This is a genomic window from Nonomuraea sp. NPDC059007 (assembly GCF_042740555.1).
Classification (GTDB): domain Bacteria; phylum Actinomycetota; class Actinomycetes; order Streptosporangiales; family Streptosporangiaceae; genus Nonomuraea.
In genome coordinates this window covers 27001-51962 of sequence record NZ_JBHYJD010000006.1, presented here as the reverse complement: position 1 = coordinate 51962, position 24962 = coordinate 27001, and the positions used below count along the sequence as shown (strand labels likewise).

General features: G+C 70.9%; 21 protein-coding genes and 2 pseudogenes. 8 read left to right on the top strand and 15 right to left on the bottom strand.

Annotation, left to right across the window (positions count from 1 at the left end):
- Position 1: 1 nt before the first annotated feature.
- Positions 2–1084 (bottom strand): helix-turn-helix transcriptional regulator, encoded by a 1083-nt coding sequence (locus tag ACFWY5_RS11355; RefSeq protein ID WP_379631458.1) that lies wholly within the window; start codon positions 1082–1084, stop codon positions 2–4.
- Between the two features lie 9 nt (positions 1085–1093).
- Positions 1094–1936, bottom strand: a complete 843-nt coding sequence (locus ACFWY5_RS11350; protein ID WP_379631455.1) for a fumarylacetoacetate hydrolase family protein — start codon at positions 1934–1936, stop codon at positions 1094–1096.
- A 105-nt stretch (positions 1937–2041) separates the two neighbouring features.
- Here ACFWY5_RS11350 and ACFWY5_RS11345 point away from each other — a divergent pair.
- Positions 2042–3202, top strand: a pseudogene (locus ACFWY5_RS11345) (aspartate aminotransferase family protein); the annotation flags it as partial.
- A 12-nt stretch (positions 3203–3214) separates the two neighbouring features.
- Here ACFWY5_RS11345 and ACFWY5_RS11340 read toward each other — a convergent pair.
- Positions 3215–4234 (bottom strand): EamA family transporter, encoded by a 1020-nt coding sequence (locus ACFWY5_RS11340; RefSeq protein WP_379631453.1) that lies wholly within the window; start codon positions 4232–4234, stop codon positions 3215–3217.
- A 138-nt stretch (positions 4235–4372) separates the two neighbouring features.
- Here ACFWY5_RS11340 and ACFWY5_RS11335 point away from each other — a divergent pair, with 138 nt between their 5' ends.
- Positions 4373–4831, top strand: coding sequence for a rhodanese-like domain-containing protein (locus tag ACFWY5_RS11335; RefSeq protein WP_379611243.1), 459 nt, complete (start codon positions 4373–4375; stop codon positions 4829–4831).
- A gap of 795 nt (positions 4832–5626) precedes the next feature.
- On the opposite strand, the gene ACFWY5_RS11330 is transcribed toward ACFWY5_RS11335, so the two are convergent.
- The 4 genes from ACFWY5_RS11330 to purD form a co-directional block, all read right to left on the bottom strand.
- Complete coding sequence (locus ACFWY5_RS11330; protein WP_184958865.1) at positions 5627–6916, bottom strand: transcriptional regulator; 1290 nt, start codon at positions 6914–6916, stop codon at positions 5627–5629.
- A 201-nt stretch (positions 6917–7117) separates the two neighbouring features.
- Positions 7118–8386, bottom strand: a complete 1269-nt coding sequence (gene murA, locus ACFWY5_RS11325) for a UDP-N-acetylglucosamine 1-carboxyvinyltransferase (protein WP_379631451.1) — start codon at positions 8384–8386, stop codon at positions 7118–7120.
- Between the two features lie 79 nt (positions 8387–8465).
- On the bottom strand, positions 8466–9302 hold the full coding sequence (locus ACFWY5_RS11320) for a phosphoribosylaminoimidazolesuccinocarboxamide synthase (RefSeq protein ID WP_379631449.1): 837 nt from the start codon (positions 9300–9302) through the stop codon (positions 8466–8468).
- Complete coding sequence (gene purD, locus ACFWY5_RS11315; RefSeq protein WP_379631447.1) at positions 9299–10519, bottom strand: phosphoribosylamine--glycine ligase; 1221 nt, start codon at positions 10517–10519, stop codon at positions 9299–9301. Before purD ends, ACFWY5_RS11320 begins: the two co-directional genes overlap by 4 nt.
- A gap of 350 nt (positions 10520–10869) precedes the next feature.
- Here purD and ACFWY5_RS11310 point away from each other — a divergent pair, with 350 nt between their 5' ends.
- Together ACFWY5_RS11310 and ACFWY5_RS11305 are read left to right on the top strand one after the other, a co-directional pair.
- Positions 10870–11976, top strand: coding sequence for a magnesium and cobalt transport protein CorA (locus ACFWY5_RS11310; protein WP_379611248.1), 1107 nt, complete (start codon positions 10870–10872; stop codon positions 11974–11976).
- Positions 11977–11992: 16 nt separating this feature from the next.
- Entirely contained in the window at positions 11993–13144 is a 1152-nt protein-coding gene (locus ACFWY5_RS11305; RefSeq protein WP_379631445.1) for a hypothetical protein, read from the top strand.
- Positions 13145–13152: 8 nt separating this feature from the next.
- Here ACFWY5_RS11305 and ACFWY5_RS11300 read toward each other — a convergent pair whose 3' ends face one another.
- Positions 13153–14058, bottom strand: a complete 906-nt coding sequence (locus ACFWY5_RS11300) for a glycerophosphodiester phosphodiesterase family protein (protein WP_379611250.1) — start codon at positions 14056–14058, stop codon at positions 13153–13155.
- A gap of 120 nt (positions 14059–14178) precedes the next feature.
- Between ACFWY5_RS11300 and ACFWY5_RS11295 the strand changes: the two genes are divergently transcribed.
- Positions 14179–14805 (top strand): GNAT family N-acetyltransferase, encoded by a 627-nt coding sequence (locus tag ACFWY5_RS11295; protein ID WP_379611251.1) that lies wholly within the window; start codon positions 14179–14181, stop codon positions 14803–14805.
- Here the strand turns inward: ACFWY5_RS11295 and ACFWY5_RS11290 are convergent.
- Together ACFWY5_RS11290 and ACFWY5_RS11285 are read right to left on the bottom strand one after the other, a co-directional pair.
- Positions 14795–15790 (bottom strand): NADP-dependent oxidoreductase, encoded by a 996-nt coding sequence (locus tag ACFWY5_RS11290; RefSeq protein WP_379631889.1) that lies wholly within the window; start codon positions 15788–15790, stop codon positions 14795–14797. The genes ACFWY5_RS11295 and ACFWY5_RS11290 overlap by 11 nt on opposite strands.
- A 78-nt stretch (positions 15791–15868) precedes the next feature.
- Positions 15869–16276, bottom strand: a pseudogene (locus ACFWY5_RS11285) (NADPH-dependent FMN reductase); the annotation flags it as partial.
- Positions 16277–16376: 100 nt separating this feature from the next.
- Between ACFWY5_RS11285 and ACFWY5_RS11280 the strand changes: the two are divergent.
- Positions 16377–19445 (top strand): BTAD domain-containing putative transcriptional regulator, encoded by a 3069-nt coding sequence (locus ACFWY5_RS11280; protein WP_379631443.1) that lies wholly within the window; start codon positions 16377–16379, stop codon positions 19443–19445.
- Between the two features lie 133 nt (positions 19446–19578).
- On the opposite strand, the gene ACFWY5_RS11275 is transcribed toward ACFWY5_RS11280, so the two are convergent.
- From ACFWY5_RS11275 to fbaA, 3 genes are all read right to left on the bottom strand, one after another.
- Positions 19579–20862: an adenylosuccinate synthase gene (locus tag ACFWY5_RS11275; protein WP_379611253.1), complete on the bottom strand. Its 1284-nt coding sequence runs from the start codon at positions 20860–20862 to the stop codon at positions 19579–19581.
- Between the two features lie 146 nt (positions 20863–21008).
- Positions 21009–21416: a DUF3151 domain-containing protein gene (locus ACFWY5_RS11270; RefSeq protein WP_379611254.1), complete on the bottom strand. Its 408-nt coding sequence runs from the start codon at positions 21414–21416 to the stop codon at positions 21009–21011.
- 34 nt (positions 21417–21450) lie between these two features.
- Entirely contained in the window at positions 21451–22473 is a 1023-nt protein-coding gene (gene fbaA / locus ACFWY5_RS11265) for a class II fructose-bisphosphate aldolase (RefSeq protein ID WP_379611256.1), read from the bottom strand.
- A 92-nt stretch (positions 22474–22565) separates the two neighbouring features.
- Between fbaA and ACFWY5_RS11260 the strand changes: the two genes are divergently transcribed.
- Positions 22566–23267 carry a DedA family protein gene (locus tag ACFWY5_RS11260; protein ID WP_379611257.1) on the top strand — a complete coding sequence of 234 codons (702 nt, stop codon included), beginning with the start codon at positions 22566–22568 and terminating at the stop codon, positions 23265–23267.
- Between the two features lie 61 nt (positions 23268–23328).
- Positions 23329–23724 carry a hypothetical protein gene (locus ACFWY5_RS11255; RefSeq protein ID WP_379611258.1) on the top strand — a complete coding sequence of 132 codons (396 nt, stop codon included), beginning with the start codon at positions 23329–23331 and terminating at the stop codon, positions 23722–23724.
- A 1-nt stretch (position 23725) separates the two neighbouring features.
- On the opposite strand, the gene ACFWY5_RS11250 is transcribed toward ACFWY5_RS11255, so the two are convergent.
- Both ACFWY5_RS11250 and ACFWY5_RS11245 read right to left on the bottom strand, forming a co-directional pair.
- Positions 23726–24259: an orotate phosphoribosyltransferase gene (locus ACFWY5_RS11250; RefSeq protein ID WP_379611259.1), complete on the bottom strand. Its 534-nt coding sequence runs from the start codon at positions 24257–24259 to the stop codon at positions 23726–23728.
- The gene (locus ACFWY5_RS11245) at positions 24256–24942 is read right to left on the bottom strand and encodes a hypothetical protein (RefSeq protein WP_379631441.1); all 687 of its coding nucleotides are present in this window, start codon (positions 24940–24942) and stop codon (positions 24256–24258) included. The genes ACFWY5_RS11250 and ACFWY5_RS11245 overlap by 4 nt, the downstream gene beginning before the upstream one ends.
- Positions 24943–24962: the final 20 nt, after the last annotated feature.

Sequence of the window (24962 nt, the reverse complement as noted above, 5' to 3'; positions counted from 1 at the left end):
GTTACGGTCCAGGCCGAAATCTAGCCCTGCGATACTCCGTGGGCGAACACCCCACATGCCGCCGAAACGCGCTGCGCAATGCCTTCGTACTCGGATACCCGGTATGCGAGGCGATGACCTCGACAGGCAGCCCCGAACTGGTCAGCAACCGCCGCGCATGCCGTAGCCGCAACCCGGTCAGATGCCGCAGAAACGTGGTCTGCCGCTCCTCCGCGAACAGATGCGAGATATAGAACGGGCTCGCGCACACGGCGGCCGCCACATCAGCCAGCCGCAGCCCGGGATCGGTGTAGTGGTCGGCGAGGTAGGCCTCGGCCAGGCCGAGGATGTCGCGCCTCAGGGTGGCGGGCAGCAGCCTGCCGAGCCGTTCCTTCAGCCAGATGTGCAGGTAGGAGCGCTCGTGGATGTCGCCGACCGTCACGATGTCCTCGATCGGCAGCCGCGCGCTGGCCTCCACCCAGTCGGTCGAGCCGTCGGCCAGCCGCGCCGGCCCCGCCACGTCCACCACGAACAGGAGCTGGCCGATGAGCCAGTTGCGCAGAATGCGCGGGTCCACGCCGGGTTCGCGGGCGCACCGGTCGATCCACCCGGCCAGCAGCCCGGCGGCGCCGTCGCGGTCGCCGGCCCGGACCCTGCGGGTGAGCTCCTGCTCGATGCGCACCGGCGGCGCGGGGGCCGCGGGGAGGGTGTGCGCGCCGGGCAGTTCGATGACGCGGTCGCCGCCGAGCACGAGCTTGTAGTCGTTGGCCCGCCTGGCCTCGCGCTCGGCCTCCAGCGGACCCGATCGGGGCGGCCCGATGCTCACCGTGGCGGTCCAGGCCGTTTCGCGGACGATCCGCGCGCGTACCTCCTCGGCCAGTGTCGCCGCCTCGGACATCAGCGCGTCGGGGTCGGCGCCGGTGAGCAGCACCAGCCACTCCTCCGGCGGTTCCGGGCGCCACGTGACGCCCGGACGGCAGGTCGCCGCCTCGGCCACGGCCCGCGAGGCCCGCCGTAGCTGGCCCTGCGCCCATGGCCGGCCCTGGGCCTGCTCGGAGGCGATGAAGTCGTCGATGTCCACCAGGGCTGCGACGGCGTAGGTCATGCCCCTACTTTAGGCGGACCGAAATTTGACCGTATTGACAAGCGTGCCGACGCCCTCGACCGTGGCCCGCATGGTGTCGCCGTCCTTGAGCGGGGCGATGCCGGCGATCGTCCCGGTGGCGATGAGGTCGCCGGGCATGAGCGTCATCCCGTCCGACAGGTCGGCGATGAGCCGCGGGATGCCGAAGACCATCTGCTTGGTGTTGGCCCGCTGCCTGACCTCGCCGTCCACCTCAAGCGTCAGTTCCAGCGCCTGCGGGTCCGGCACTTCGTCCACGGTCGCGAGGTACGGCCCCGCCGGCGCGAACGTGTCGAACCCCTTCGACTGGTCCCAGGGGACGTTCCTGGAGATGTTGGCGAGCTGGAGGTCGCGCGCGGTCATGTCGTTGATCACGGTGTATCCGGCGACCGCCTCCTTCCAGCGCTCGGCCGGCAGGTCGCGGGTCCGGCGGCCGATGACCACCGCCAGCTCCACCTCGTGTTCGAGGTGCCGGGTGCGGGCGGGCGCGATCACCGGCTGGTTGTGCCCGGTCAGCGCGGAGGGCGGCTTCAGGAACAGCACCGGCTCCGGCGGCACCTCCATGTTGCTCTCCTCGGCGTGCGCCGCGTAGTTGAGCGCCAGGCAGCAGATCTTGGTGCAGGTGGCCACGGGCGGCTCGAACAGCACTCCGGCCTCGTCCAGGACCGGCCGGCGCCGTGCCACCTCCTCGGTGAGGCGGTCGAGGCCGTAGGAGTCCAGGAGCGCGACGGGGTCGTCGGTGCCGAGGTCGGCCAGGCTGATCAGGGCGCCGTCGCGCTGGGCGACCAGCTCGACGGGGGCGGAGGCGGTCCGCCGGATGCGTCCAAGGAACATGGTTCTCACCCCATCAAGCCCATTGGCAGCCCACAAGAACCGAAATTTGCGGTGACGACCCGCTTCTTGCCCTCTTGCTGGTGGTCTGGGGGAGCATCCCCTTTGATGGTCGGCATGAGCCGCACCCTGGACGCCAGCCGCGACCTCTACGCCACCGCCCGGCAGTACATCGCCGGAGGTGTCTCCAGCGACGCCCGCCGTACGTCGGGAGTGCCCCTTTACGTCGAGCGCGCGGCCGGCTCGCGGCTGTGGGACGTGGACGGCAACGAGTACGTCGACTACGTCCTCGGCCAGGGCCCCGCCCTGCTCGGACACTGCCCGCCGGAGGTCGTCGAGGCCGTCGGCGCCCAGGTCGCCCGCGGCATCGTCTACTCCGCGCAGCACGCCGCCGAGGTCCGCGTGGCCGAGCGCCTGTGCGCGATGATCCCCTCGGCCGAGCGCGTCCGCTTCAACACCGTGGGCTCGGAGGCCGCGCACGCCGCCTGGCGCCTGGCGCGCGGCCACACCGGCCGCCGGAAGATCCTCAAGTTCGAGGGCCATTACCACGGCTGGCTGGACCCGGTCCTCTACAGCGTGCACCCCGCCGTGGATCTCGCCGGCCCCGCCGACGCGCCCGTCCCGGTCTCCGGTACGGCCGGCCAGCCCGAAGCCGCCGACCTGGTCATCGCCCCCTGGAACGACCTGGCGACCCTGACCAGGATCATGGACGCGCACGCCGGCCAGATCGCCGCCGTGGTCTGCGAGCCCGTGCTCTGCAACACCGGCGCCATCGCGCCCGAGCCCGGCTACCTGGAGGCCGTACGCGAGCTGTGCGACCGGCACGGCAGCCTGCTCATCTTCGACGAGATCATCACCGGCTTCCGCCTGGCGCCCGGCGGCGCGCAGGAGTACCTGGGCATCACCCCCGACCTGTCGGTCTTCGGCAAGGCGATGGCCGGCGGCATGCAGGTCTCCGCGCTGGCCGGGCGCGCGTTCGTCATGGACTCCATCTCCGGCGGCAAGGTCGCGCACGCCGGCACGTTCAACTCCCAGCCCGTCGGCATCGCCGCCGCCGAGGCGACCCTGCGCATCCTGGACGAACGGCGCGAGGAGGTCTACGGCACCCTGTACGCGAGGGGGCGGGCGCTGATGGAGGGCATCCGCGAGGTCGCGGAGAAGGCGGGCGTGCCGCTGCTGGTGGACGGCCCAGGCCCGGTCTTCCAGACGTACTTCACGGACGCGCCGGCCGTACGGGACTATCGGGATTTCGCCCGCACGGACCGCGCCAGAATGGCGCTCCTACACGCGGCGCTGCTCGAGCGGGGGGTCAACATGGTCCCCAGGGGGCTGTGGTTCCTGTCCACCGCGCACACCGAGGCCGACCTCGCCTTCACCGTCGAGGCCTTCGACGGCGCGCTGCGGTCGCTTCCGCTCGGTTGAGATCACCAGCGCGACGCCGACCAGGATGACGAGGCCGCCGATCATGATCTGGGGCGTGATCACCTCGCCCAGCACGATCGCGCCGAGCGCGACGGCCACGGCCGGGTTGACGTAGGCGTAGGTGGCGACGAGGGAGATCGGCGCGTTGCCCAGCAGCCACGAGAACGCCGTGAACCCGATCAGCGACCCCACCAGGATCAGATAGACCAGCGCCAGCCACGACCGGGAGCTGACCGCGCCCACGTCGAGCCGCTCGCCGAGCCCGGTACCGAGGATCGCCAGCCCGATCCCGCCCACGAGCATCTCCACGGTGGAGGTGGCGAAGGCGTTGGCGGGCATCGCGATCCGGCTGGACAGGAACGACCCGATGGCCCACGACACGGAGGCCAGCAGCACGATCACGATGCCGCCCGTCGCGGCCGCCTCGCCGCCGGTCAGCGAGAGCGCCGCCACGCCACCCAGGCCCACCAGCACGCCCGCGAGCGTCAGGGCCTTGGGCCGGTCGCGCACCACGAACCTGAACACCACCAGCCACAACGGCACGGAGGCGACGAGCAGCGCCGCGAGTCCGGTCGAGATGTACTGCTCGGCCACGGCCAGCATGCCGTTGCCCAGCGTGAGCAGCAGCAGGCCCGCGACCGCGGCGCCGGTGAACTCACGCCCGGTCATCCGGAACGCGCTCTTGCCCTTGCGCAGCAGCAGGAACCCGCCCAGCAGCACCGCCGCGGTGATGAACCGCATGGAGCCGCTCAGCATGGGTGGAAGAGACTCGACCGCGATGCCGATGCCCAGGTAGGTGGATCCCCACACCACGTAGACAATCGCGAGTGCGCCCCACACCAGGAGCGAGGCACGCCGGTCAGTGGCGTTTGCTTGCATAGCTCATGACAATAGCGCCGCCGACCGACATTTTCGGCCTTGGCGGGATATTAGCGATAAGAGGCATCTACGCCACTCGTGGGGTCGCGCGCGGACCGGCAGGATTTCGGACATCGCCCCGAGAAAGGAACCCCGGAGATGTCCGCCGTCACCAGCGTCGCCCCCGCCCCGAACGCCGCCGCCCTCGCCCACTTCGCCGCCCGCCTGGCCTTCGAGACCGACGTCTCCGACGTGGCCGCGGACCTGGAGTCGGGGGCCCCGGGCGTGGTCGTGATCGACTCCCGCAGCGGGGAGAGCTGGGACCAGGGCCACATCTCCGGCGCCCTCCACCTGCCGACCGCCGAGATCGCCACCCGCGCCCGCACCCTGATCCCGGAGGACGTGACGGTCGTGACCTACTGCTGGGGACCGGGCTGCAACGGCGCCACCCGGGCCGCGCTGGAGTTCGCCAAGCTCGGGTACCGGGTCAAGGAGATGATCGGCGGGTTCGAGTACTGGTCCCGCGAGGGCTTCCCGGTGGAGACGTCCGATGGGGTGGTCCGCAACCCCGTGGACGCGCTGACCGCACCGGTCTCGGGCATCGCCTGCGCCTGCTGAGACGGGCGGAGAAGGATTTGGTGCCCCCGTCCGAATCAGTCGATCGGGGGCGAAGAAAACATACCCCACCCGGCCGCAATCAACCCCGATCATCCCCCCGGCGAGTCGCCAAAACCCTCACCCCAAACCCCTAAAACCCCACCACCAGGCAAGCCTCCCAACCCGCCCCACCCCGAAACCCCCGCCAGGCCCCGCGGGCCGGACTCCGCCGTCTCCCAAGCCCGCGTGGACCGGGCTTCGCCTCCGGCCAAGCCCATGGGCGGGGCTGCGCCTCCCGCGAGGCCGATGGGCGGGGCTGCGCCTCCATCAAGCCCACGCGCCGGGGTTCGTGTCCCGCCAAGCCTGTGGGCCGGGCGTCGCCGCCTCCCAAGCCCGTGGACAGGGGCTCCGCCTCCCGTCAAGCCCTTGCGTCGGCTCCTCCCCACCCGGGGCATGGGCCGGGCTTGGGGGCAGAGCCGGGTGGAAAAGGCCGATCCCGCCTCCTGGCCGATGAGCCGGGAGGCGGGATCGGGTTAGGGCCGGTCCGCTGGTGACGGGGGCCGTTGCGGTGGGGACCACGTCCGACGTGAGAAGCGATCCCCCCGATCGGCGCCCGCCGACGTCGGCGGGTGGCGTGGGCGGTGGCGGCGCCGTAACGGAAAGAGCCCGTCACGGACAGAACGCCAAGCGGCCCCGTGACGGAAAAGGCCGTCACGGGCAGGCCGCACCGAACACCTCAGAGTAGGAAGAAAGACACCTCCAGAAGATCGTCGGGGTCCGCCGTCCGCGAAAGGGGAAGGGGGGACGGCGGACCGTTCAGCGGGGACCGAGCTTTTCCACGATCAGCCGGTAAAGCTGGCGGGGACGGCCAGGCTGTGGAGTGCGGTTGGGCGGGAGCGGCCACGCAAGCCCCTCGTCAACCAACGTGCGCAGCAACCGCCGGGCGGTACGCGGCGTGACGCCGAGCATGCGCCCGGCCCCCTCCGCGTCCACCACTGTGTCCCCGCCCTCCAGCTTGGCCGCCAGCCGTGCCAGGACCTCCACGCCCTTGGGTTTGAGCGTGGTGGATCCCTGCGGCGGCATCCTGGGCGCCGGGATCAGCGCGCGGCCCTCGCGGTCCACAGCGAATCCCTGTGCCTGTTTGCCCGCCTGCGTGCGCGCCAGGGCTGCCCTGGCGTGCGACTCGGCGTCATGCGTGGTACGCCCCATCCCGACGCCCACCTCTACCGCCAGCCCCAGTTCCTCGCGGATCCTGGAGGCGAACGGCAGCACCCTGAATCCGTCTGTCGCGGCCGTGATCGAGCCTCTGGTGGCGGTCACCAGGTAGGCGTGATCGTCGATCGGCCAGACGGTGGCGTTGATCCGGTTCGCTTCCTGGACCAGCAGCCGGTGCAGTGACAGGCGTAGCTCGTCGCGCCAGTAGCGGGGTGCCGCGCGCCGCACGGGTTCGCGCAGCGTAGGCACCTCCACCAGCACCACGGTCAGTTGCGACTCCTCGAGGCGGTGGTGCGCGCCGAGGAGTGCGGCGGTGTGCAACGCTGTGCGCACCGCGCCCGAGGTGGGCCTGATCCTGATGACCGGGACGCCTGCTGTCTGCAGGCGTTCGGCCACTGTGGGCAGGCAGGTCAGGGCGCCTGTGGTGGCGCCCTGCCGCAGCAGACGCTCGTGGTAGGCCGCGATCGTCCCGGTGGCTCCGGGTTCGTCGCGGCTGTGCACATCTGTGGCTGCGATGCCGAGGTCGGTGTAGGCCTCTTCGACCTCGGCCCGTGAGACCACGTCGATGCTGACCCGTTTGGGGTCGATCCGAGTGTCCAGCGCCGCCTTGGCCAAAGCAGCCACCAACGCGCTGCCGCCAAGCTGCACGTAGGTCGCCGGCATGGTCAGCACACCTGATCGCCGGGCCAGGTCGTATGGGACCGGGCTGGCGAACAGGCAGGCGTCCACACCGGGACCCAGCCGTGTCACCTTGTCGGGCGCCTCCTGCTCATCTCGATAGGCGGCGGCCACAAGGCGGCACGGCAAGGGCGCGGCTGCGTGACCCATCAGCATGACCCGCTCGACCAGATCGTGCGGGCCGACCACGCCAATGGTCAGATCCGGTGTCATGGCGCCCGGGCGTGACACTCGGGGAGTTTCTTCGGCCCTCTCGACCAATGTTCGTCCCATCCTGCCGTCCGTTGCAGTGCTCTCTTTTGGAACGATCGCTCGCGGGGGCCGTAATGTCACGCCCGACTTTTCCGGAAAGCCGTTCTGGTTGACCGCCCGGTGAGCTGTTTTAGCAGCTCACAGCGTATTTCACAGGCTTTTTCAGCGTCCTGAAATCTCTCGCGTAATGTCCGCTCCCAGGGCCCGCATTCGCTCGGCGAGATGGGCGTGGCCGCGGTCGATGAGGTATCCGGACTCGATGACCGTCTCGCCCTTCGCGGCCAGTCCGGCGAGAACCAGGGCGATACCGGAGCGCAAGTCATGGGCGGTCACCTGTGCGCCGTTGAGCGGAGTGGCGCCGCGCACAATGGCTCTGCTGCCCTCGACCTCGACGTCGGCGCCCATCTTGTTGAGCTCGCCAGCCAGCGCGAAACGGCCGTCGAAGATGCGCTCGTGGATGTAGCTGACGCCCTCGGCCAGGCACGCGACGGTCATCATCGGCGACTGCAGGTCGGTCGCGAAGCCCGGGTAGGTGTCGGTGATGATGTTGATCGGCCGTAGCGGCTGGCGGTCGCAGCGCACGTGCAGCACGGCGCCCTGCGTGGCGAACTCGACGCCCATCTGCTCCAGCTTGTAGCGCACGACGCCCAGGTCGAGGCCGGTGCCGACGAGGCTGACGTCGCCGCCGGTGAGCGCGGAGGCCATGGCGAACACGCCCGCGTCGAGCCGGTCGGGCATGACCGTGTGCTCGACGGCGTGGAGCTCCTCGACGCCTTCGACGGTGATGAAGCCGGTGCCGCCGCCGCTGATCTTCGCGCCCATCTTGGTGAGCATGTCGATGACGTCGAGCACCTCGGGCTCCAGCGCAGCGTTCTCGATCACGGTGGTGCCCTTGGCCAGGGCGGCGGCCATGATGAGGTTCTCGGTGCCGGTGTGCGAGGGCGTGTCGAGGTAGAGCGTGGCGCCGGTCAGGCCGGAGGCCTTGACGTGGATGACGGTCTCGCCCTCGTCCACGATGGCGCCCAGGCGCTTGTAGCCGAGGTAGTGGAAGTCGAGGTTGCGGCTGCCCAGGTTGCAGCCGCCGACGCCCTCCACGATGGCCTCGCCCAGCCGGTGGAGCAGGGCCGGGGTGAACAGCACGGAGCCGCGGAAGCGCCGCGCGATCTCGGCGGGGAGGACCGGGCTGGCCAGGCTGGAGGCGTCGATGACGAGGGTCCGCTCGGACTCGTGCAGTTCGACGTAGGCGCCGATGGCCTCCGCGAGCTCCACGGCCCGGCGTACGTCCTCGATGATCGGCACGTTGCGCAGGACCGTACGGCCCTTGGGGGCGAGAAGAGCCGCACCGATCATCGGCAGCACGGCGTTCTTCGCGCCCTGGATGAAGGCGGTTCCACGCAAAGCGTTGCCACCGCGCACGCGGTATCGGACCATCCGTGCGGCTCCTCGGGAAGTTATGGGTCGGGCTTGAACGGGCCAACAGTAGCCGCTCGCCACGCCTGCCCCGGCCGAATCACCCGCTAAATGGCGTACCAGTGAGCCGCTCGTATGCCTCGAGATAACGCGCTCTGGTGCGATTGACTACTTCGTCCGGCAATGCGGGGGGAGGGTTTCCAGAGGATTTGTCCCAGCTTGAATCGGGTGACGTCAACCAATCACGGACATACTGCTTGTCAAAGGACGGTTGAGGACCACCGGGCTTCCATTCAGAGGCCGGCCAAAATCGCGAGGAATCGGGTGTCAGGACCTCGTCGGCGAGCGTGAGAACACCGTCGTGGTCGCGGCCCAGCTCGATCTTGGTGTCGGCCACGATGATGCCGCGCTCGCGGGCGATCTCGGCGCCGCGGGTGTAGACGTCCAGCGTGATCCGGCGCAACTCGCGCGCGGTCTCCTCGCCGACCTTCTCCACGACCTGCTCGAAGGTCATCGGCTCGTCGTGCTCGCCGACCGGCGCCTTCGTGGTGGGGGTGAAGATGGGCTCGGGGAGCTCGGAGCCGTCCTCCAGGCCGGGCGGCAGCCGTACGCCGGAGACCTCGCCCGTGCGCTGATAGTCGAGCAGGCCCGAGCCCGTCAGGTAGCCGCGCGCCACGCACTCGACCGGCACCATCTCCAGCGGCCTGCACACCACGCTGCGCGCGTCCGGGCCGTGGGTCACCAGGTGGTTGGGCACGACGTCCTTGAGCTGCTCGAACCACCACAGCGACAGCTGGGTCAGGATCGCGCCCTTGTCCGGGATCTCGGGTTCGAGTATGTGGTCATAGGCGGAGACGCGATCGGAGGCGACCATCATCAGCAGGCCTTCGTCGGTGACGTAGAGGTCGCGTACCTTGCCGGAGTGCACGTGCTTCATCGGGCGATGTCCGTCCTGTAGTGCGAGCCGCGCAGGTTCACCCGCGCGACCAGGTCGTAGGCGTTGGCTCTGGCGCTCGCCTGGTCGGGGCCGGTGCCGACGACGCTGAGCACCCGGCCGCCCGCGGAGACCACCTGGCCGTCGACGAGCTCGGTGCCGGCGTGGATCACGTAGGCGTCCGCGGTCGGCTCCAGCCCGGTGATCACGTCGCCCTTGACCGGATCGGCGGGGTAGTTCTCGGCCGCGACGACCACGGTCACCGCCGCGCCCTCGCGCCAGGCGAGCTCACCGGCCGCGCCGAGCGCGCCGGTGGCGCAGCCGAGCAGCAACCCGCCCAGCGGCGTGGCCAGCCGGTCGAGGATCACCTGGGTCTCCGGGTCGCCGAAGCGCGCGTTGAACTCGATGACCTTCGGCCCCTTGGCCGTCAGGGCCAGACCCACGAACAGCACTCCCCGGTACGGCAGGCCGCGCCGCCCCAGCTCCGCGATCGTCGGGTGCACGACCTCCCGCATGACCTGCTCGGTGAGGTCGTCGGGCGCCCAGGGCAGCGGCGTGTAGGCGCCCATGCCGCCGGTGTTGGGCCCTTCGTCGCCGTCGTAGGCGCGCTTGAAGTCCTGGGCCGGCCGCAACGCCACCGCGTCGCGCCCGTCGCACAGCGCGAACAGCGAGACCTCCGGCCCGTCGAGGAACTCCTCGATCACCACCCGCTCGCACGAGGCGGCGTGCTCCAGAGCCGCCTCCAGCGAGCCGGTCACCACCACGCCCTTGCCCGCGGCCAGCCCGTCGTCCTTGACCACGTACGGCGCGCCGAACTCGGCCAGCGCGGCGGCGGCCTCCTCCGGCGTGGCGCAGGTGCGCGAGCGGGCGGTGGGCACCCCGGCCGCGGCCATGATCTCCTTGGCGAACGCCTTCGACCCCTCGATCATCGCCGCCTCGCCCGAAGGCCCGAAGACGGGGATGCCGGCCGCCCTGACGGCGTCGCCGACGCCCGCGACCAGCGGCGCCTCCGGCCCGATCACGACGAGGTCGGCGCCGAGGCGGACCGCCAGCGCGGTGACCGCCGCCGGATCGGTCGCGGCGACGGGATGGGTGGTGGCGACCTGCTGGACGCCCGCGTTGCCGGGGGCACAGTGAAGGTCGCTGACCTGGGGATCGAGGCTGAGTGAACGGCACAGGGCGTGCTCACGCCCGCCGGAGCCGATGACTAGAACGCGCACGAACCCCATTGTCCCAGGCCCGCGCCGTCCTGACCGCCGAGGGCAGACTTAGGCGGCGGCATGGGGAAGTTTTGTGGAGTTCTGCCGGTTCCCCTGGGTCGTTGGCGAGTATCGTCAGCTGAGTTGACCCCCCTGTGGTAAGTTAGGGCGGCTTTGCGGCGTCTCTTGTGATTGGAGGTGGTCCGGGATGAATCCTGGTGATCCCAGCAGTACGTGCTCGTCCACGTACGCCGTGCATACCCCCGACCACTCCAATCCGGCAGCCTGATCGTGCCACCACGCCATTTCCTTGATTGAGGTGACTCTTCACTACGCGTGGGCAGGCCCAGGTCGGGCGGAAAGGGACTGCCATGCGCTCGTCCACCCTTTTCCGTCGTATCAACCGCCACCCCGTCAAGAAGCCCCACGTAGCGCGCCAGCTCACCAAGCCCGTGCGTGAGGCCTGTGTGCCACCGGTCGACTCCATCGTCGAGTACGGCGCCTACATAGGCGGCGAGAAAGTCGTCGCCCCGGGCATCGTCGAGTCCCTTGAGCTGGTGCGCGAGCACAACAAGACCGGGTCCAGGGCGTTCGTCTGGGTGGGCCTGCACGAGCCGGAGGCTCCCGAGGTGGAGTGGCTGGCCGAGGTCTTCGGCCTGCACCCCCTGGCCGTCGAGGACGCCGTCAAGGCGCACCAGCGGCCCAAGGTCGAGCGCTACGGCGACTCGCTGTTCCTGGTGCTCAAGACCATCGCCTACCTCGACCACGACGAGCTGACCGCGACCAGCGAGATCATCGCCACCGGCGAGATCATGGTCTTCCTCGGCGCCGACTTCGTGGTCACCGTGCGCCACGGCGAGCACTGCCCGCTGACCGAGGTACGCGACAAGCTGGAGAGCCGCCCCGACCTCCTGGACCGCGGCCCGGCCGGTGTGGTGCACGCCATCTCCGACTACGTCGTGGACCGCTACCTGCAGGTGGCCGACCTGATGCAGCTGGAGCTGGAGGAGGTCGAGGCCACGGTCTTCGCCGACGTCAGCTCCCGCGACATCAACCGGATCTACCAGCTCAAGCGGGAGATGCTGGAGATGAAGCGGGCGGTCACCCCGCTGCAGTCGCCCATGGCGGCGCTGCCCCAGCGGCGGGTGATCCCCTCGGAGATGCGCGAGTACTTCCGCGACGTCAGCGACCACCTCGCCCGCGTGTGCGAGCAGGTGGAGTCCTCCAACGAGCTCGCCAACTCGATCCTCCAGGCCGCCCTGGCCCGCTCGAACACCCTCGCCAACGAGGACATGCGCAAGATCTCCTCATGGGTCGCCATACTGACCGTGCCCACGATGATCGCCGGGATCTACGGCATGAACTTCGACTTCCTGCCGGGCTCGGACCAGATCTGGGGCTATCCGGCGATCGTGGCGCTCATGGTCACCGTCTGCACGTTCCTCTACCGCGGCTTCCGGCGTAACGGCTGGTTGTAGAGCTAACCTGTTGCCGGTGTCAGTGCAGCGAGTCCAGACCGAGCGCTGGTTCGTCCGCCACGGTGTTCCCACGATGATCGAGGGCTACGCCTTCCGGCGTGACGTGCTGCCCAGGATGGTGCCGCCGCTGGCGTTCGTCGCCCTGGTCTCGTTGTTGTGGCTGGTGCCGCTCAAGACCATGGGGTCGGGGCTGTGGCTGCTGCTCGGCTGGGTGGTCGTCGTGGCGGCGGCCGTACGCCTGGCCGGGGTGGTCTCGGCCCGGAGGCCGGCGCGCTTCTCGCCCAGGATCACCGTCGTGGTCCTGGTCGTCTACGCGCTCATGCCCGTGGCCGTGCCGCTGCTCCAGGTGGTCGTGGACGGCGACGTCACCCCGCCGGTCGGGCGTTGGCTCGGTGTGCTCGGTTTCGTGCTCTTCTTCGCCGCCGCCTTCGCCGCGACCGTGCTGGGCACGACGTACGGCTTCGGCGCGCTGCTGGGCAGGGCGGTCCGGCGTACCCTCTCCGACCTGGGCAACAGCGTTCACCTGCTGGGGCGGGCGCTGCCCGCGCTGTTGTTCGTCACGTTGTTCCTGTTCTTCACCGGTGAGCTGTGGCAGGCCGTCAACCGCCTGGAGTGGTGGCGCCTCGCCCTGGTCGTCGTCCTGTTCGCCTCGGTCGCGGTGCTCGCCTCGGCCTCACGGCTGCGGGAGGAGATCGGCCGGGTCGAGCAGGACTTCAGCGCGTCCAGGCTGGCGTCGGCCTGCCGGAACACGCCGCTGGCCGGGGCGCCGTTCGAGGAGCTGACGCACGACGGGCCGCTGCGCGCAGTGCCGCTCAGCGGCCGTCAGGAACGCAACGTGCTGCTGATGCTCGCCGTCCGCCAGCTCGTGCAGGCGGCGGTGCTGGGTGCGGTGCTGTTCGGCTTCTTTCTCATTCTCGGCCTGCTCATGGTCACTCCGGAGACGGCCGAGCAGTGGATCGGCTCGCGGCCCGTCCCCTCGCCCCTGTTCCCCCTGCTGCCGGTGGCGCTGCTGCGTATCGCGACGCTGTTCGCCGGGTTCGGCAGCATGTACTTCGTCGTCACCTCGATGAGCGACAGCGATCATCGCCGGCAGTTCTTCGCGCCGATCATCGACAAGATCGAGCGGGCCCTGGCGGTACGCGCGGTCTACCTGGCCATCGGCCGGTGAGGAGCCGGTCAGACGGCGACGGGCTTGAGCGGGCTGACCGGCTCCGGCAGGTCCAGGCCACGCTCGGCCCACAACGTACGCATCCTGTCGGGGTAGTCGGTCACCACGCCGGCCACCCCCAGGTCGAGCATGCGCGCGGCCAGGGCGGGGTCGTTGACGGTCCAGACCGCCACGTCGAGCCCGGCGCCGGCGCACTGGGCCATCAGCGCCTCGTCCACCATCACGTGCTCGGGCGAGAGCGTCGTCGCGCCGGCCGCTGAGGCCGCGGCGGGGAGGTCGTCGCCCAGGCAGCCGTGCCAGTGGAGCGTGTCGAGCTCGATCAGCGCGAAGCGCCTGGTGTCCCGCGCCTTCTTCGCGGCGTGGGCGATGATGCGCCAGTCGAAGCTCAGGATCGCCGCGTTGTCCAGGCGGCCGTGCCGGTCGAGCTCGTCCAGGACCAGGTCCGTGAACAACTCGGGGTCGGGGGTCAGCTCGGGGCGCGTCGGGTCGGACTTCAGCTCGACGTGCAGCCGGACGCCGTCGGCCTCGTAGGCGTTGACCAGGCCGAGGACCGCGCCGAGCGTGGGCATCCTGGTGTCGGGGACGGCCACCTGGGTCAGGGCGAAGGGGTCGTCGGGGTGGCGCGGCAGCCGTACGCCGACGTCGAGCATGCGCAGCTGGGCCAGGTTCAGGCCGTTGATGGGCTTGCCCACGTACGGGAAGTCGGGGTCGCCGGCCGTCAGCGGCCGGGTGTCGGCGCTGGTCACGGCGGAGACGGTGAGATCGTGGGTGAGCACCAGCCGCCGGTCGGAGGTGAGCGCCACGTCCAGCTCCAGGGCATGGACCCCGAGCTCCATCGTGCGGCTCAGCCCCGGCAGGGTGTTCTCGGGCCAGAGTCCCCTGGCTCCCCTGTGTCCATGAATCTCGACGCGCACACCGGGGACCATACCCTCCGCCCGTGCCGGGCAGGCGGTGCCACGCCGCGCCGGTGAGATTGCTCGCACCAGGAACTTCCGAGCCAGAAAAGCGGATATATCAACCTAAGCTGGTCTGTCATGAGCGTAGACATCGTACGGGCCTGGGCACGGGGCTGGGCCGTCTCACGCGCCACCAAGCAGCCGGTCGAGGAGCTCTGGGGTCTCCGCGTCGACGTCGGCCTGCCGGGACACGTCGTACGCCACATCCTCCCGAAAGCCTCACCAGCGGTTCTGCGCCACCTGGCGGGAACACTCGACGCACCCGGCACGTGGCTCAAGGTGTGCGCGCCCGCCGAACAGGTCGCGCCCTCGCTCACCCCGGCCTGGTCGGTCCAGGTGCCGGAGTTCATGATGACGGCGCGGCTGCGCCGTACCGAGGTGGCCGCGCCCGGCGGCTACACGCTCGCCGTCGTCCAGCGCGGCCAGGTCGTCACCGCCCGGCTGCTGACCGGCGACGGCGAGGTCGCCGCCCGCGGCCAGCTCGCGCTCACCGGTGCCACCGGCGTCGTCGACCAGGTGGAGACCGCGGCCGGCCACCGCCGCCGCGGGCTCGGCAGTGTCGTGATGAAGGCCCTGTCGTCCGCGGGGGCCGAGCGGGGCGCCACGACGGGCGTCCTGCTGGCCACCGCCGACGGCAGGGCCCTCTACTCCACACTCGGCTGGCGTCTTCACACCGTGGTCACCGCCGCCGTGGTCACAGCCTGACCAGCATCTTGCCGACGTTCCCGCCGCCCAGCACGTCCAGGAACGCCTGCGGAGCCCGCTCGATGCCCTCGGCCACCGTCGACTCGGTACGCAGCGAGCCGTCGGCCAGCCAGCCCGCAGCCTTGCCGATCCACTCGGGGAAGCGGTCGAGGTAGTGGCTGACCAGCATGCCGCGCAGCGTCGCGCTCTTGTGCGCCAGGCTGAACAGGTTCGCCGGGCCCGGCACCGGCTCGGTCGCGTTGTAGCCGCTGATGGCGCCGACCATCGCGATCCGGCCGCCGACCTTGAGCGCGTCGATCGCGGCCACGAGGTGGTCGCCGCCGACGTTGTCGAGGTAGACGTCGATGCCGTCCGGCGCGGCCTGCGCCAGTTGCCCGGCCACCGAGCCGGCCCGGTAGTCGATCCCGACGTCGTACCCGAAGTCGGTCACCAGCCGCTTGGCCTTGAACGGCCCGCCCGCCGAGCCGATCACCCTGGCCGCGCCCAGCTTGCGGGCGAGCTGGCCGGCGACGCTGCCCACGGCCCCGGCGGCCGAGGAGATGAAGACGGTGTCGCCGGGCCGTACCGGGGCGACCTCGGTGAGCGAGACGTAGGCGGTCAGGCCCGTGGTGCCCAGCACGCCCAGATAGGCCTCCTCGGGGGCCAGGTACGGGTCCACGACCGTCGCCTGCGCGGCGTCGACCACGGCGTACTCACGCCAGCCCAGGAAGTGCACCACGGTGGCGCCCACCGGGATCTCCGGGGCGCGTGAGTCCACCACCTCGCCCACGGCCGAGCCGTCCAGCGGCTGCCCGATCTGGAACGGCGGGATGTAGGACTCCACGTCGTCCATGCGGCCCCGCATGTAGGGGTCCACGGACATCCACGTGTTGCGCACCAGGACCTGGCCCGCGCCGATCTGCGGGACGTCGGTCGTGGCCAGTTCGAAGTCACGCAGCTCCGGCTCTCCGGAGGGACGGACGGCCAGGCGGATCTCGCGGTTCATGACATTCTCCTCAAGGGTGTCGAGCAGTCGCTCGGCTTCGCTGTCTTCAGGGTTCTCGTGGTCGCGGAAAAGCACCGGCTCGCCGGCGCGGACGGCGCCGAGGCAGGCGAAGACCGGCTCCAGGTGCTCGACGGCCCGCCGTCCGCCCGACTCGCCGCCGTAGGCCACGAACGCGACGGGCTTGCCCCGCCACTCCTCGCGGTACCAGTCGATGGCGTTCTTGAGCGAGGCGGGATAGCTGTGGTTGTACTCGGGCGTGACGATCACGAACGCCTCCGCACGAACGAGCCAAGGCCGCAGGTCCCGTACGGCCGGCGGCTCCGGACCCCCTTCCTCAGGCAGCACCGTGGGCAGCCACGCCTCGGCCAGGTCGATCACGTCGACCTCCAGGCCGGACCGCCGGCCGGCGCGCTCCTGGATCCATTTCGCCGCCGTGGGCCCGAACCGGCCCTGCCGTACGCTCCCGATGATGATCGCGACCCGCATCTCCGCCTCCTCTCCCGTGTCGCTGTGGGTCCACTGTGCGCCGGGTCCCGCACGGACGGCTGGGGGTCGCCTGGGGGTCCGCTGGGGGTAGCGTGACCTGGTGCGATTTGGTGTGCTTGGCCCGCTCTCGGTGTGGGCCGACGACGGTGAACCGGTCCGCGTGCCCGAGCTGAAGGTGCGCGCGCTTCTGGCCGACCTGCTGGTCCACGAGGGCCGCCCGGTCCCCGCCGACCGCCTGGCCGACGACCTGTGGGGCGAGGACCCGCCCGGCAACCCCGCCAACACCCTGCAGACCAAGGTCTCCCAGCTACGCCGCGTCGTGGGCCGCGACCTCGTCCAGTACGAGCCCGCCGGCTACGTCCTGCGCGCCCCGGACGTGGACGCCCTCGCCTTCGCCCGCCTGCTCACGCGCGCCCGCGCCGAGGACGACCCGCGCGCCCGCGCCGCCCTGCTGGCCGACGCCCTGTCCCTGTGGCGCGGTCCCGCCTACGCCGACTTCCGCGACGAGGAGTTCGCCCGCGCCGCCGCCGCCCGCCTCGACGAGCAGCGCCTGACGGCCCTGGAAGAGCACGCCGAGGTACGGCTGGCGCTGGGCGAGCACACCCGGCTGGCCGACGAGCTGTCCGAGCCGGTCGCCGATTATCCGCTGCGCGAGCGGCTGCGTGCCGTCCACCTGCGTGCCCTGTACCGGGCGGGGCGCCAGACCGAGGCGCTGGCCGGCTACACGGCGCTGCGCGAGCGGCTGGCCGACGAGCTGGGCGTGGACCCCGGGCCGGAGCTGGTGGAGCTCTACCAGTCCATCCTCCGCCAGGACCCGGCCCTGGCCCCCGCCCCCACCCCCGCCACCTCCGCCGCCCGCCCCCGCACCAACCTCCCCACCCCCCTCACCCCCTTGATCGGCCGCGAGACAGCCGTGACCCAGATCCGGGCCCTCCTGGGCGACGTGGGTGCCGGGCCGTCTGCGCCGTCCGGGCCGTCTGCGCCGTCCGGGCCGTCCGGGCCGTCCGGGCCGTCCGAGGGCACCGGGTCTTCCGAAGGCACCGGGTCTTCCAGGGGCGCGGGCTCTTCTGGGCGTGCCGGGGCCTCTGGGGGTGCCGGGTCCTTTGGAGGTGTGGGGTCTTCTGGGGGTGGCGGTGGGTCACGGCTGGTCACGTTGACGGGGCCCGGCGGGGTGGGGAAGACGCGGCTCGCGCTGGCCGCCGCCGCATCCCGCGAGAACGCCTGGCTGGTGGAGCTCGCCGGGCTGAGCGCCGAGGACCCGGCGGCCGTCGCCGAGGTGGTGGCCGACGTTCTGGACGTGCGGGACGAGGCGGTGGCCCGCTCCGGCCGGGCCGCGCTGCCCGAGCGCCTGGCCGACGCCCTGAGCGGCCGCGAGCTCCTCCTGGTCCTGGACAACTGCGAGCACCTCGTCGAGCCGGTGGCCGAGCTGGTGAACCTGCTGCTGCGTACCGCTCCGGGCCTCCGGGTGCTGGCCACGAGCCAGGAGCCGCTGGCCATTCCCGGCGAGGCCGTGTACCCGGTGTCCCCGCTGGCCACGCCCGACGCCCTGAGCCTGTTCGCCGCCCGCGCGGGCGTGACGCCGGACGCGGACACTCTGCCGTGGGCCGAGGCGATCTGCCGCCGTCTGGACGGCCTGCCGCTGGCGCTCGAACTGGCCGCGGCCCGCGTGCGCGCGCTCGGCGTGCGGGGGGTGGCCGAACACCTCGACGACCGCTTCCGGCTGCTGTCGGGGACCACCCGCGGCCTGCCGGCCCGTCAGCGGACCCTGCGCGCGGTGATCGACTGGAGCTGGGAGCAGCTCACCCCACCGCAGCAGGAGGCGCTCACCGCCCTGGCCGTCCACCCGGGCGGCTGCACGCTGGAGGCCGCCGGGATCGGCGCCGACCTCGTCGACCAGCTCGTCAACCGGTCGATGGTCGTCGCCGAGCCGCCGCGCTACCGGCTGCTGGAGAGCATCGCCGCCTACTGCCTGGAGCGCCTGGCACCGGACGACCCGCTGTTCGCCCGGCGCGACGCCTACTACACCGACCTCGCCGACCGCGCCCGCCCCCACCTGTACGGCCACGCCCAGCGGGAATGGCTGGCCAGGCTCGACGAGGAGATGACCAACCTGCGCGCCGTGGACACGGGCGAGCGGCTGGCCTGGTACCTGTACCTGCGCGGGCGGCACACCGAGGCCTACCGCCTGACCAGGGGGACCGCCTGGGAGCCGGGGTTCGCGATGTTGCTCGGCCTGCCGTACCGGGAAGGGGGCGGTGCGGAGGGCGCCCGGTCGCGGTGGTTCACCGCGCACGCCCACCTGCACCTGGGCGACGTCGCCAAGGCCGGGCCGCTGATCGACGGGGTGCTGGCCGACTTCCGCGCCACGGGCGACCGGTGGGGTGAGGCGGCGGCGCTGATGGGACGGGCCAAGCAGGCGATCTTCCAGGGCGAGTTCGCGCGGGCCGCGCGCAGCGGCGCGGAGAGCCTGGAGATCTTCACCGAGCTGGGGGACCAGTGGGGCCGGCTTCAGGCCAACGACCAGCTCGGCTACCTGGCCGAGATCGGCGGCGACTACGAGCGCGCCGCGGCCCTGCACCGGGAGGGTCTGCGGATCGCCGAGGATCTGCGGTTGTGGACGGACGTGTCCTATCGGCTGTCCAGCCTGGGGCGGATCGCGCTGCTGACGGGGGAGCTGGAGCGGTCGCGGGAGTTCCACGAGCGGGGGATGCGGCTGGCGGCCGAGCAGTCGAACCGGTTCGCGGAGGAGTTCGCGCGGGTGGGGCTGGGGCTGGTGGCCCGGCGCTCCGGTGACCTGGACGAGGCGGAGCGCCTGTTCCAGGCCTCGCTGGAGTGGAACCGCCGCCTGGAGGCCGACTACGACGTGCCCTTCTACGGGGTGACGCTGATCCTGGCCGAGCTGGGGTTCGCCGCCGAGTCGCGCGGCGCCGCCGTACCGGCGAGGGAACTGCACGAGGAGGGGCTGCGGGCCGCACGCGCGCTCGGCGACCCGCGCTCGGTGGCGCTCGCGCTGGAGGGACTGGCCGGAGTGGCCGTCCTGGAGGGAGAGCCTTCGCGGGCCCTTGACCTGCTGGACGAGGCGGCCGAGCTGCGCGCCTCGGTCGGCGCTCCGCTCCCACCGGCCGAGCGCGGCGACGTGGACCGCATCAGGAAAGCCGCCACGCGCTGACGGGCCGCCATCGCGCTGACGGAAGGCCACGTCAGCAAGCCCGCGGAAGCGCGGTCGTGAAGGGTTGCGCAGCCGTGAAGGGTTGCGGGGAGCGCGGTTGTGAAGGGGGCGCGGGTGGCGCCCCCTCGCGAGGTCACACCAGCGAGCGCAGCGAGATCGTCTGGTCGCGGCCGGGGCCGACGCCGATCGCGGAGATGGGCGCGCCGCTCATCTCCTCCAGCGTGCGCACGTACGCCTGCGCGTTGGGCGGCAGGTCGTCGAACGTCTTGGCCCCCGTGATGTCCTCCTGCCAGCCGGGGAACTCCTCGTAGATCGGCTTGGCGTGGTGGAAGTCGGTCTGCGTCATCGGGATCTCGTCGTGGCGCTCGCCGTCCACGTCGTAGGCGACGCAGACCGGGATGCGCTCCAGGCCCGACAGCACGTCGAGCTTGGTGAGGAAGAAGTCGGTGACGCCGTTGATGCGGGTGGCGTAGCGGGCGATGACCGCGTCGAACCAGCCGGTGCGGCGGTTGCGGCCGGTGGTGACGCCGTACTCGCCGCCGGTGGTGCGCAGCCAGTCGCCCATCGCGTCCTCGAGCTCGGTCGGGAACGGCCCGGAGCCCACGCGTGTGGTGTACGCCTTGAGGATGGCGATGACCTTGGTCAGGCGCTGCGGCGGGATGCCGGAGCCCGCGCACGCGCCGCCGCTCGTCGGCGAGGAGGAGGTCACGAACGGGTAGGTGCCGTGGTCGATGTCCAGCAGCGTGCCCTGACCGCCCTCCAGCAGCACGAACTTGCCCTCGTCGAGCGCCTTCGACAACACCAGCGAGGTGTCGGCGATGTGCGGCTTGAGGCGCTCGGCGTAACCGAGGTACTCCTCCAACACCTGGGCGTGGTCGAGACCGCGCCGGTTGTAGATCTTGGTGAGGATCTGGTTCTTCTCGTTGAGCGCGACCTCGATCTTCGCCGACAGGATGCCCGGGTCGAGCAGGTCCTGGACCCTGATGCCCACCCGGTAGATCTTGTCCCCGTACGCGGGCCCGATGCCACGGCCGGTCGTGCCGATCTTGGCCTTGCCCAGGTAGCGCTCGCTCACCTTGTCCAGGGCCTTGTGGTGGGGCATGATCAGGTGCGCGTTCGCCGAGATCAGCAGGCGGTCCGCGGACACGCCCCGCTCCGCGAGCGCGTCGATCTCCTGGAGCAGGACGCCCGGGTCGATCACCACGCCGTTGCCGATGACCGGCACCACGTTCGGCGACAGGATGCCCGTGGGCACCAGGTGGAGCGCGTACTTCTGGTCGCCGATGACGATCGTGTGGCCCGCGTTGTTGCCGCCCTGGTAGCGGACGACATACTCAACGGCGTCGCCGAGCAGGTCAGTGGCCTTTCCCTTGCCCTCATCGCCCCACTGGGCGCCCAAGACAACGACAGCCGGCATGGTTCTATCTCCCCAGCACACGGCGATGGATCCGCGGCGCAGAGACTGCGAGCGGGCACGCCAATAGACACGGAAACCCCTGGCGCAAGCGCGACAGGGGCTCTTGCGTAGAGAGACTACCCGATTGGGCTATTCGTCCCCAAGGCTCACTTGGCCAGCGCGTCGTAAGCGGCGGGGTCGCTGTCCTTGAGGAACTGCATGCACCGCTCGGCCTCGTCCTTCTCGCCGATCGACTGGGCCGCGCGCGCCAGCGAGTACAGGCAGCGCAGGAAACCCTGGTTGGGCACGTGCTCCCAGGGAATCGGGCCGTGGCCCTTCCAGCCGTTGCGGCGCAACTGGTCGAGACCGCGATGGTAGCCGGTCCTGGCGAAGGCGTATGAGGTGACCGCGTGACCCTTTGCGAAGTACTCCTCCGCGAGAGCCGCCCATGCCGCCGGGTAGGCGGGGAAACGGGCGGCCACGTCGGCGGCCTTGGCACCGGCCTCGAGCGCCTGCCTGGCCTCGGTCAGATCCGGCAGGAGGGTCGGGGGCGGCCCGGCGAGAAGGTTATCCATACAAACAGTCATACCCGCCGGGCCACTCGTGTGACTAGGCGATCTTCGTGCCGGCGGACTTCAGGTCCTGGCACGCCTGCGCCACCCGGGCCGCCATGGCCGCCTCGGCCGACTTGCCGTAGGAGCGCGGGTCGTAGACCTTCTTGTTGCCGACGTCGCCGTCGACCTTGAGCACGCCGTCGTAGTTGGTGAACATGTGCGCGGCGATGGGGCGGGTGAAGGCGTACTGCGTGTCGGTGTCGATGTTCATCTTCACCACGCCGTAGGCGATCGCCTCGTGGATCTCCTCCAGCGCCGAGCCGGAGCCGCCGTGGAAGACCAGGTCGAACGGCTTGTCCTTGCCGTACTTGGCGCCGACCGCGTCCTGGATGTCCTTCAGCACCGGCGGGCGCAGCTTCACGTGGCCGGGCTTGTAGACGCCGTGGACGTTGCCGAAGGTCGCGGCCAGCATGTACCGGCCCTGCTCGCCGATGCCGACCGCCTCGGCCGTGGCCAGCGCGTCGTCGGTCGTGGTGTAGAGCTTCTCGTTGATCTCGCCGACGACGCCGTCCTCCTCGCCGCCGACCACGCCGATCTCCATCTCCATGATGATGTTGGCGCGGTGGCACTTGTCGAGGAGTTCCTTGGCGATCTCCAGGTTCTCCTCCAGCGGTACGGCGGAGCCGTCCCACATGTGCGACTGGAACAGCGGGTCCAGTCCCTTGGACACGCGCTCCAGCGAGATGTCGACCAGCGGTCGCATGAAGCCGTCGAGCTTGTCCTTCGGGCAGTGGTCGGTGTGCAACGCCACGGTCACCGGGTACTTGGCGGCGACCACGCGGGCGTACTCGGCCAGGGCGCTCGCGCCGATGACCATGTCCTTCACGGTGGCGCCGGACAGGAACTCGGCGCCGCCGGTGGACACCTGGACGATGCCGTCGCTCTCGGCCTCGGCGAAGCCGCGCAACGCGGCGTTCAACGTCTGGGAAGAGGTCACATTGATCGCCGGGTAGGCGAATCCGCCTGCTTTGGCCCGGTCGAGCATCTGCGCGTAGACCTCTGGGGTGGCGATGGGCATGATTCATCTCCTAGAACGTTCGGCTTCGCGGTGCCCAGTATCGCGGCTCGCCAACCCCCGTGGTAGTGACACCGCCCGGTAAGCTCCACTGCGTGGACTGGCTTCTCAATCTCCTCGACCCGACATGGTGGCTGACCATCCTCGGGGCGTTCGCCACGGTCGGCGTGCTGGCGATCATTTTCGCCGAGACCGGCCTGCTGCTCGGCTTCTTCCTGCCGGGCGACTCTCTGCTGGTGGCCGCCGGGATCTTCAGCTCCGCCTCGGTGGCCGTGGGGATGGGCATCGAGCCGATCTCGCTGCCGGTCCTGCTGATCGGGACGCCGCTGTGCGCGATCGCGGGCGCGCAGCTCGGCCACTTCCTGGGGATGAAGTTCGGCAGGAAGATGTTCGACAAACCCAACTCGCGGCTCTTCAAGAAGGAGCACGTCCTCAGGGCGGAGGAGTTCTTCGAGAAGTTCGGCCCGGCGAAGGCCGTGGTGCTGGCGCGGTTCGTGCCGATCGTGCGCACGTTCATGAACCCGGTTGCCGGCGTGCTGGAGATGAGCCCCAAGCGCTTCTTCATGTGGAACGTCATCGGCGGCCTCGTCTGGACCGAGGGCCTGATCCTGCTCGGCTACTTCCTGGGCAGCAAGGTCGACCCCAAGCAGATCGACAAGTACATCCTGCCGGGCGTGTTCCTCATCGTCTTCATCTCCCTGATCCCGATCATCGTCGAGTTCGTGAAGGGCCGGCGGGCGGCAAAGGCGCTGCCAACGCCCAACGGCAAACACCACAGGGTCAACACGAAGCACTAAGGGCAAGACGAGGTTACCAACGGGTACGCTCCGGTGTGTGGGACGCCACAGGACAGACCCGATGGGCCTCGCGAGGCTCGCGCTCGCCGTGCTCGCGGTCGCGCTCGTGGTGGCGCTGGTCGTGGTCGGCGCGCGGGCCCTGCTCGGCGCGCTCGACACCCCGGAGCCCGTCTCCGCCGACCGTGGCACGGCCACGCCCACCGCGAGCGCGCAGGTGCCGACGGTGCGCATCGAGTGCGTGGCCGAGACCTGCCCGCTCGTCACGGTCCGGGTGCCCGGCGGCGACGTGCTCCAGTACCGCGACATGAGCAGGGGCGAAGAGGTCAGCTACTTCGAGCCCGAGCTGTCGGTCGTGCTCTCCGACGCGGGCACCGTACGCGTGGCGGAGAACGGCAGGGCGCGCGCCCCCGGGAAGGCGGGCGAGCGCGAGGCGTTCACGGTACGCGGCGGTCCGTGACTCAGATGCCGCACTCCGCCGCCGTGTAGGCGTAGCGGTACTCCAGGCCCTCCTCGGCCAGCCGGGGAGCCGCGCCGCGCTCGACGATCGTGACCACGGCCACGACCTCGGCGCCCTCCTCGCGCAGCGCCTCGACCGCGGTCATGACCGAACCGCCGGTGGTCGAGGTGTCCTCCAGGGCCAGCACCCGCCGGCCCTTGACGTCGGGACCCTCGATACGGCGCTGCAGCCCGTGCACCTTCTGCGCCTTGCGCACCACGAACGCGTCCAGCGTGCGTCCGCGCGCCGCGGCGGCGTGCAGCATCGCGGCGGCCACCGGGTCGGCGCCCAGCGTCAGCCCGCCCACGGCGTCGTAGCCGAGGTCCGCGGTCAGCTCCAGCAGCACCTGGCCGACCAGCGGCGCGGCGACGCCGTCGAGCGTGATCCGGCGCAGGTCGAGATAGCTGTCGGCCTCCTGTCCCGACGACAGGATGACCTTGCCGTGCACCACGGCCTTGTTCTTGATCTCGGCAAGCAGCTTCTCGCGATCCGTCATGGGTCCAAGCTTAAGGTTCGCAGCAGGGTGAGAGCCTGCTCGTAACCGTCGGGCAGCCGGTTGACCGAGACCCTGAACACCTCCAGCGGGGTCAGCCGCGGGACCAGCGCCGGTCCCGCCCTGGCCAGCGCGCCCACCCGGGCGGGCGCGAGCTGCGCAAGCGTCTCGTCGCCGGCGAAGGCCTCCCGCGCCGCCCCCGCCAGCGCGAGCATCGCCGCCAGCCGTCCCGCCAGGTCCCCCGGCCGCTCGTACGGCTCGGCCACCACCAGCCGGTGCTGCGCGGCGAGCGAGCCCCGGTAGACCTCGGCCAGCCGGGTACGCAGGTAGGTCATCGTGGCCAGCCCGGTGAACGGGTCCTCGCAGCAGAGCCCGTTCACCGGCGCGAAGCTCGCCTCGGTCCAGCCAACGGCGAAGGATCGCGCGGCGGTGAACGGCGGCTCGCCGAGCCCGAGCGCGGTGAAGAGCGCGGCGAGGTCGTTCATGCCCTCGCCGATGCCCACCCCCGCCCGTGCCCGTGCGCCCCCGAGCGCGGCGCACGCGCGGATCAGGTCGTGGCCCCTGTTCACGGCCTTGATCGCGTGTTCGACCGCCGGCGTCCACCAGTCCTCGGGCAGGGACCAGCCGGCCTCCAGGCTCCTCTTGCGCCAGCGCGAGCGCAGTGATCCTGGAATGTCCTCGTCCATCTGTCCTCCGAAAGGGTTTC

Coding starts and splice junctions, on each gene's coding strand:
- ACFWY5_RS11355 (WP_379631458.1), bottom strand. CDS start 1,084: ATGACCTACGCCGTCGCAGCCCTGGTGGACATCGACGACTTCATCGCC.
- ACFWY5_RS11350 (WP_379631455.1), bottom strand. CDS start 1,936: ATGTTCCTTGGACGCATCCGGCGGACCGCCTCCGCCCCCGTCGAGCTG.
- ACFWY5_RS11340 (WP_379631453.1), bottom strand. CDS start 4,234: ATGCAAGCAAACGCCACTGACCGGCGTGCCTCGCTCCTGGTGTGGGGC.
- ACFWY5_RS11335 (WP_379611243.1), top strand. CDS start 4,373: ATGTCCGCCGTCACCAGCGTCGCCCCCGCCCCGAACGCCGCCGCCCTC.
- ACFWY5_RS11330 (WP_184958865.1), bottom strand. CDS start 6,916: ATGACACCGGATCTGACCATTGGCGTGGTCGGCCCGCACGATCTGGTC.
- murA (WP_379631451.1), bottom strand. CDS start 8,386: ATGGTCCGATACCGCGTGCGCGGTGGCAACGCTTTGCGTGGAACCGCC.
- ACFWY5_RS11320 (WP_379631449.1), bottom strand. CDS start 9,302: ATGAAGCACGTGCACTCCGGCAAGGTACGCGACCTCTACGTCACCGAC.
- ACFWY5_RS11310 (WP_379611248.1), top strand. CDS start 10,870: ATGCGCTCGTCCACCCTTTTCCGTCGTATCAACCGCCACCCCGTCAAG.
- ACFWY5_RS11295 (WP_379611251.1), top strand. CDS start 14,179: ATGAGCGTAGACATCGTACGGGCCTGGGCACGGGGCTGGGCCGTCTCA.
- ACFWY5_RS11290 (WP_379631889.1), bottom strand. CDS start 15,790: ATGAACCGCGAGATCCGCCTGGCCGTCCGTCCCTCCGGAGAGCCGGAG.
- ACFWY5_RS11275 (WP_379611253.1), bottom strand. CDS start 20,862: ATGCCGGCTGTCGTTGTCTTGGGCGCCCAGTGGGGCGATGAGGGCAAG.
- ACFWY5_RS11270 (WP_379611254.1), bottom strand. CDS start 21,416: ATGGATAACCTTCTCGCCGGGCCGCCCCCGACCCTCCTGCCGGATCTG.
- fbaA (WP_379611256.1), bottom strand. CDS start 22,473: ATGCCCATCGCCACCCCAGAGGTCTACGCGCAGATGCTCGACCGGGCC.
- ACFWY5_RS11255 (WP_379611258.1), top strand. CDS start 23,329: ATGGGCCTCGCGAGGCTCGCGCTCGCCGTGCTCGCGGTCGCGCTCGTG.
- ACFWY5_RS11250 (WP_379611259.1), bottom strand. CDS start 24,259: ATGACGGATCGCGAGAAGCTGCTTGCCGAGATCAAGAACAAGGCCGTG.
- ACFWY5_RS11245 (WP_379631441.1), bottom strand. CDS start 24,942: ATGGACGAGGACATTCCAGGATCACTGCGCTCGCGCTGGCGCAAGAGG.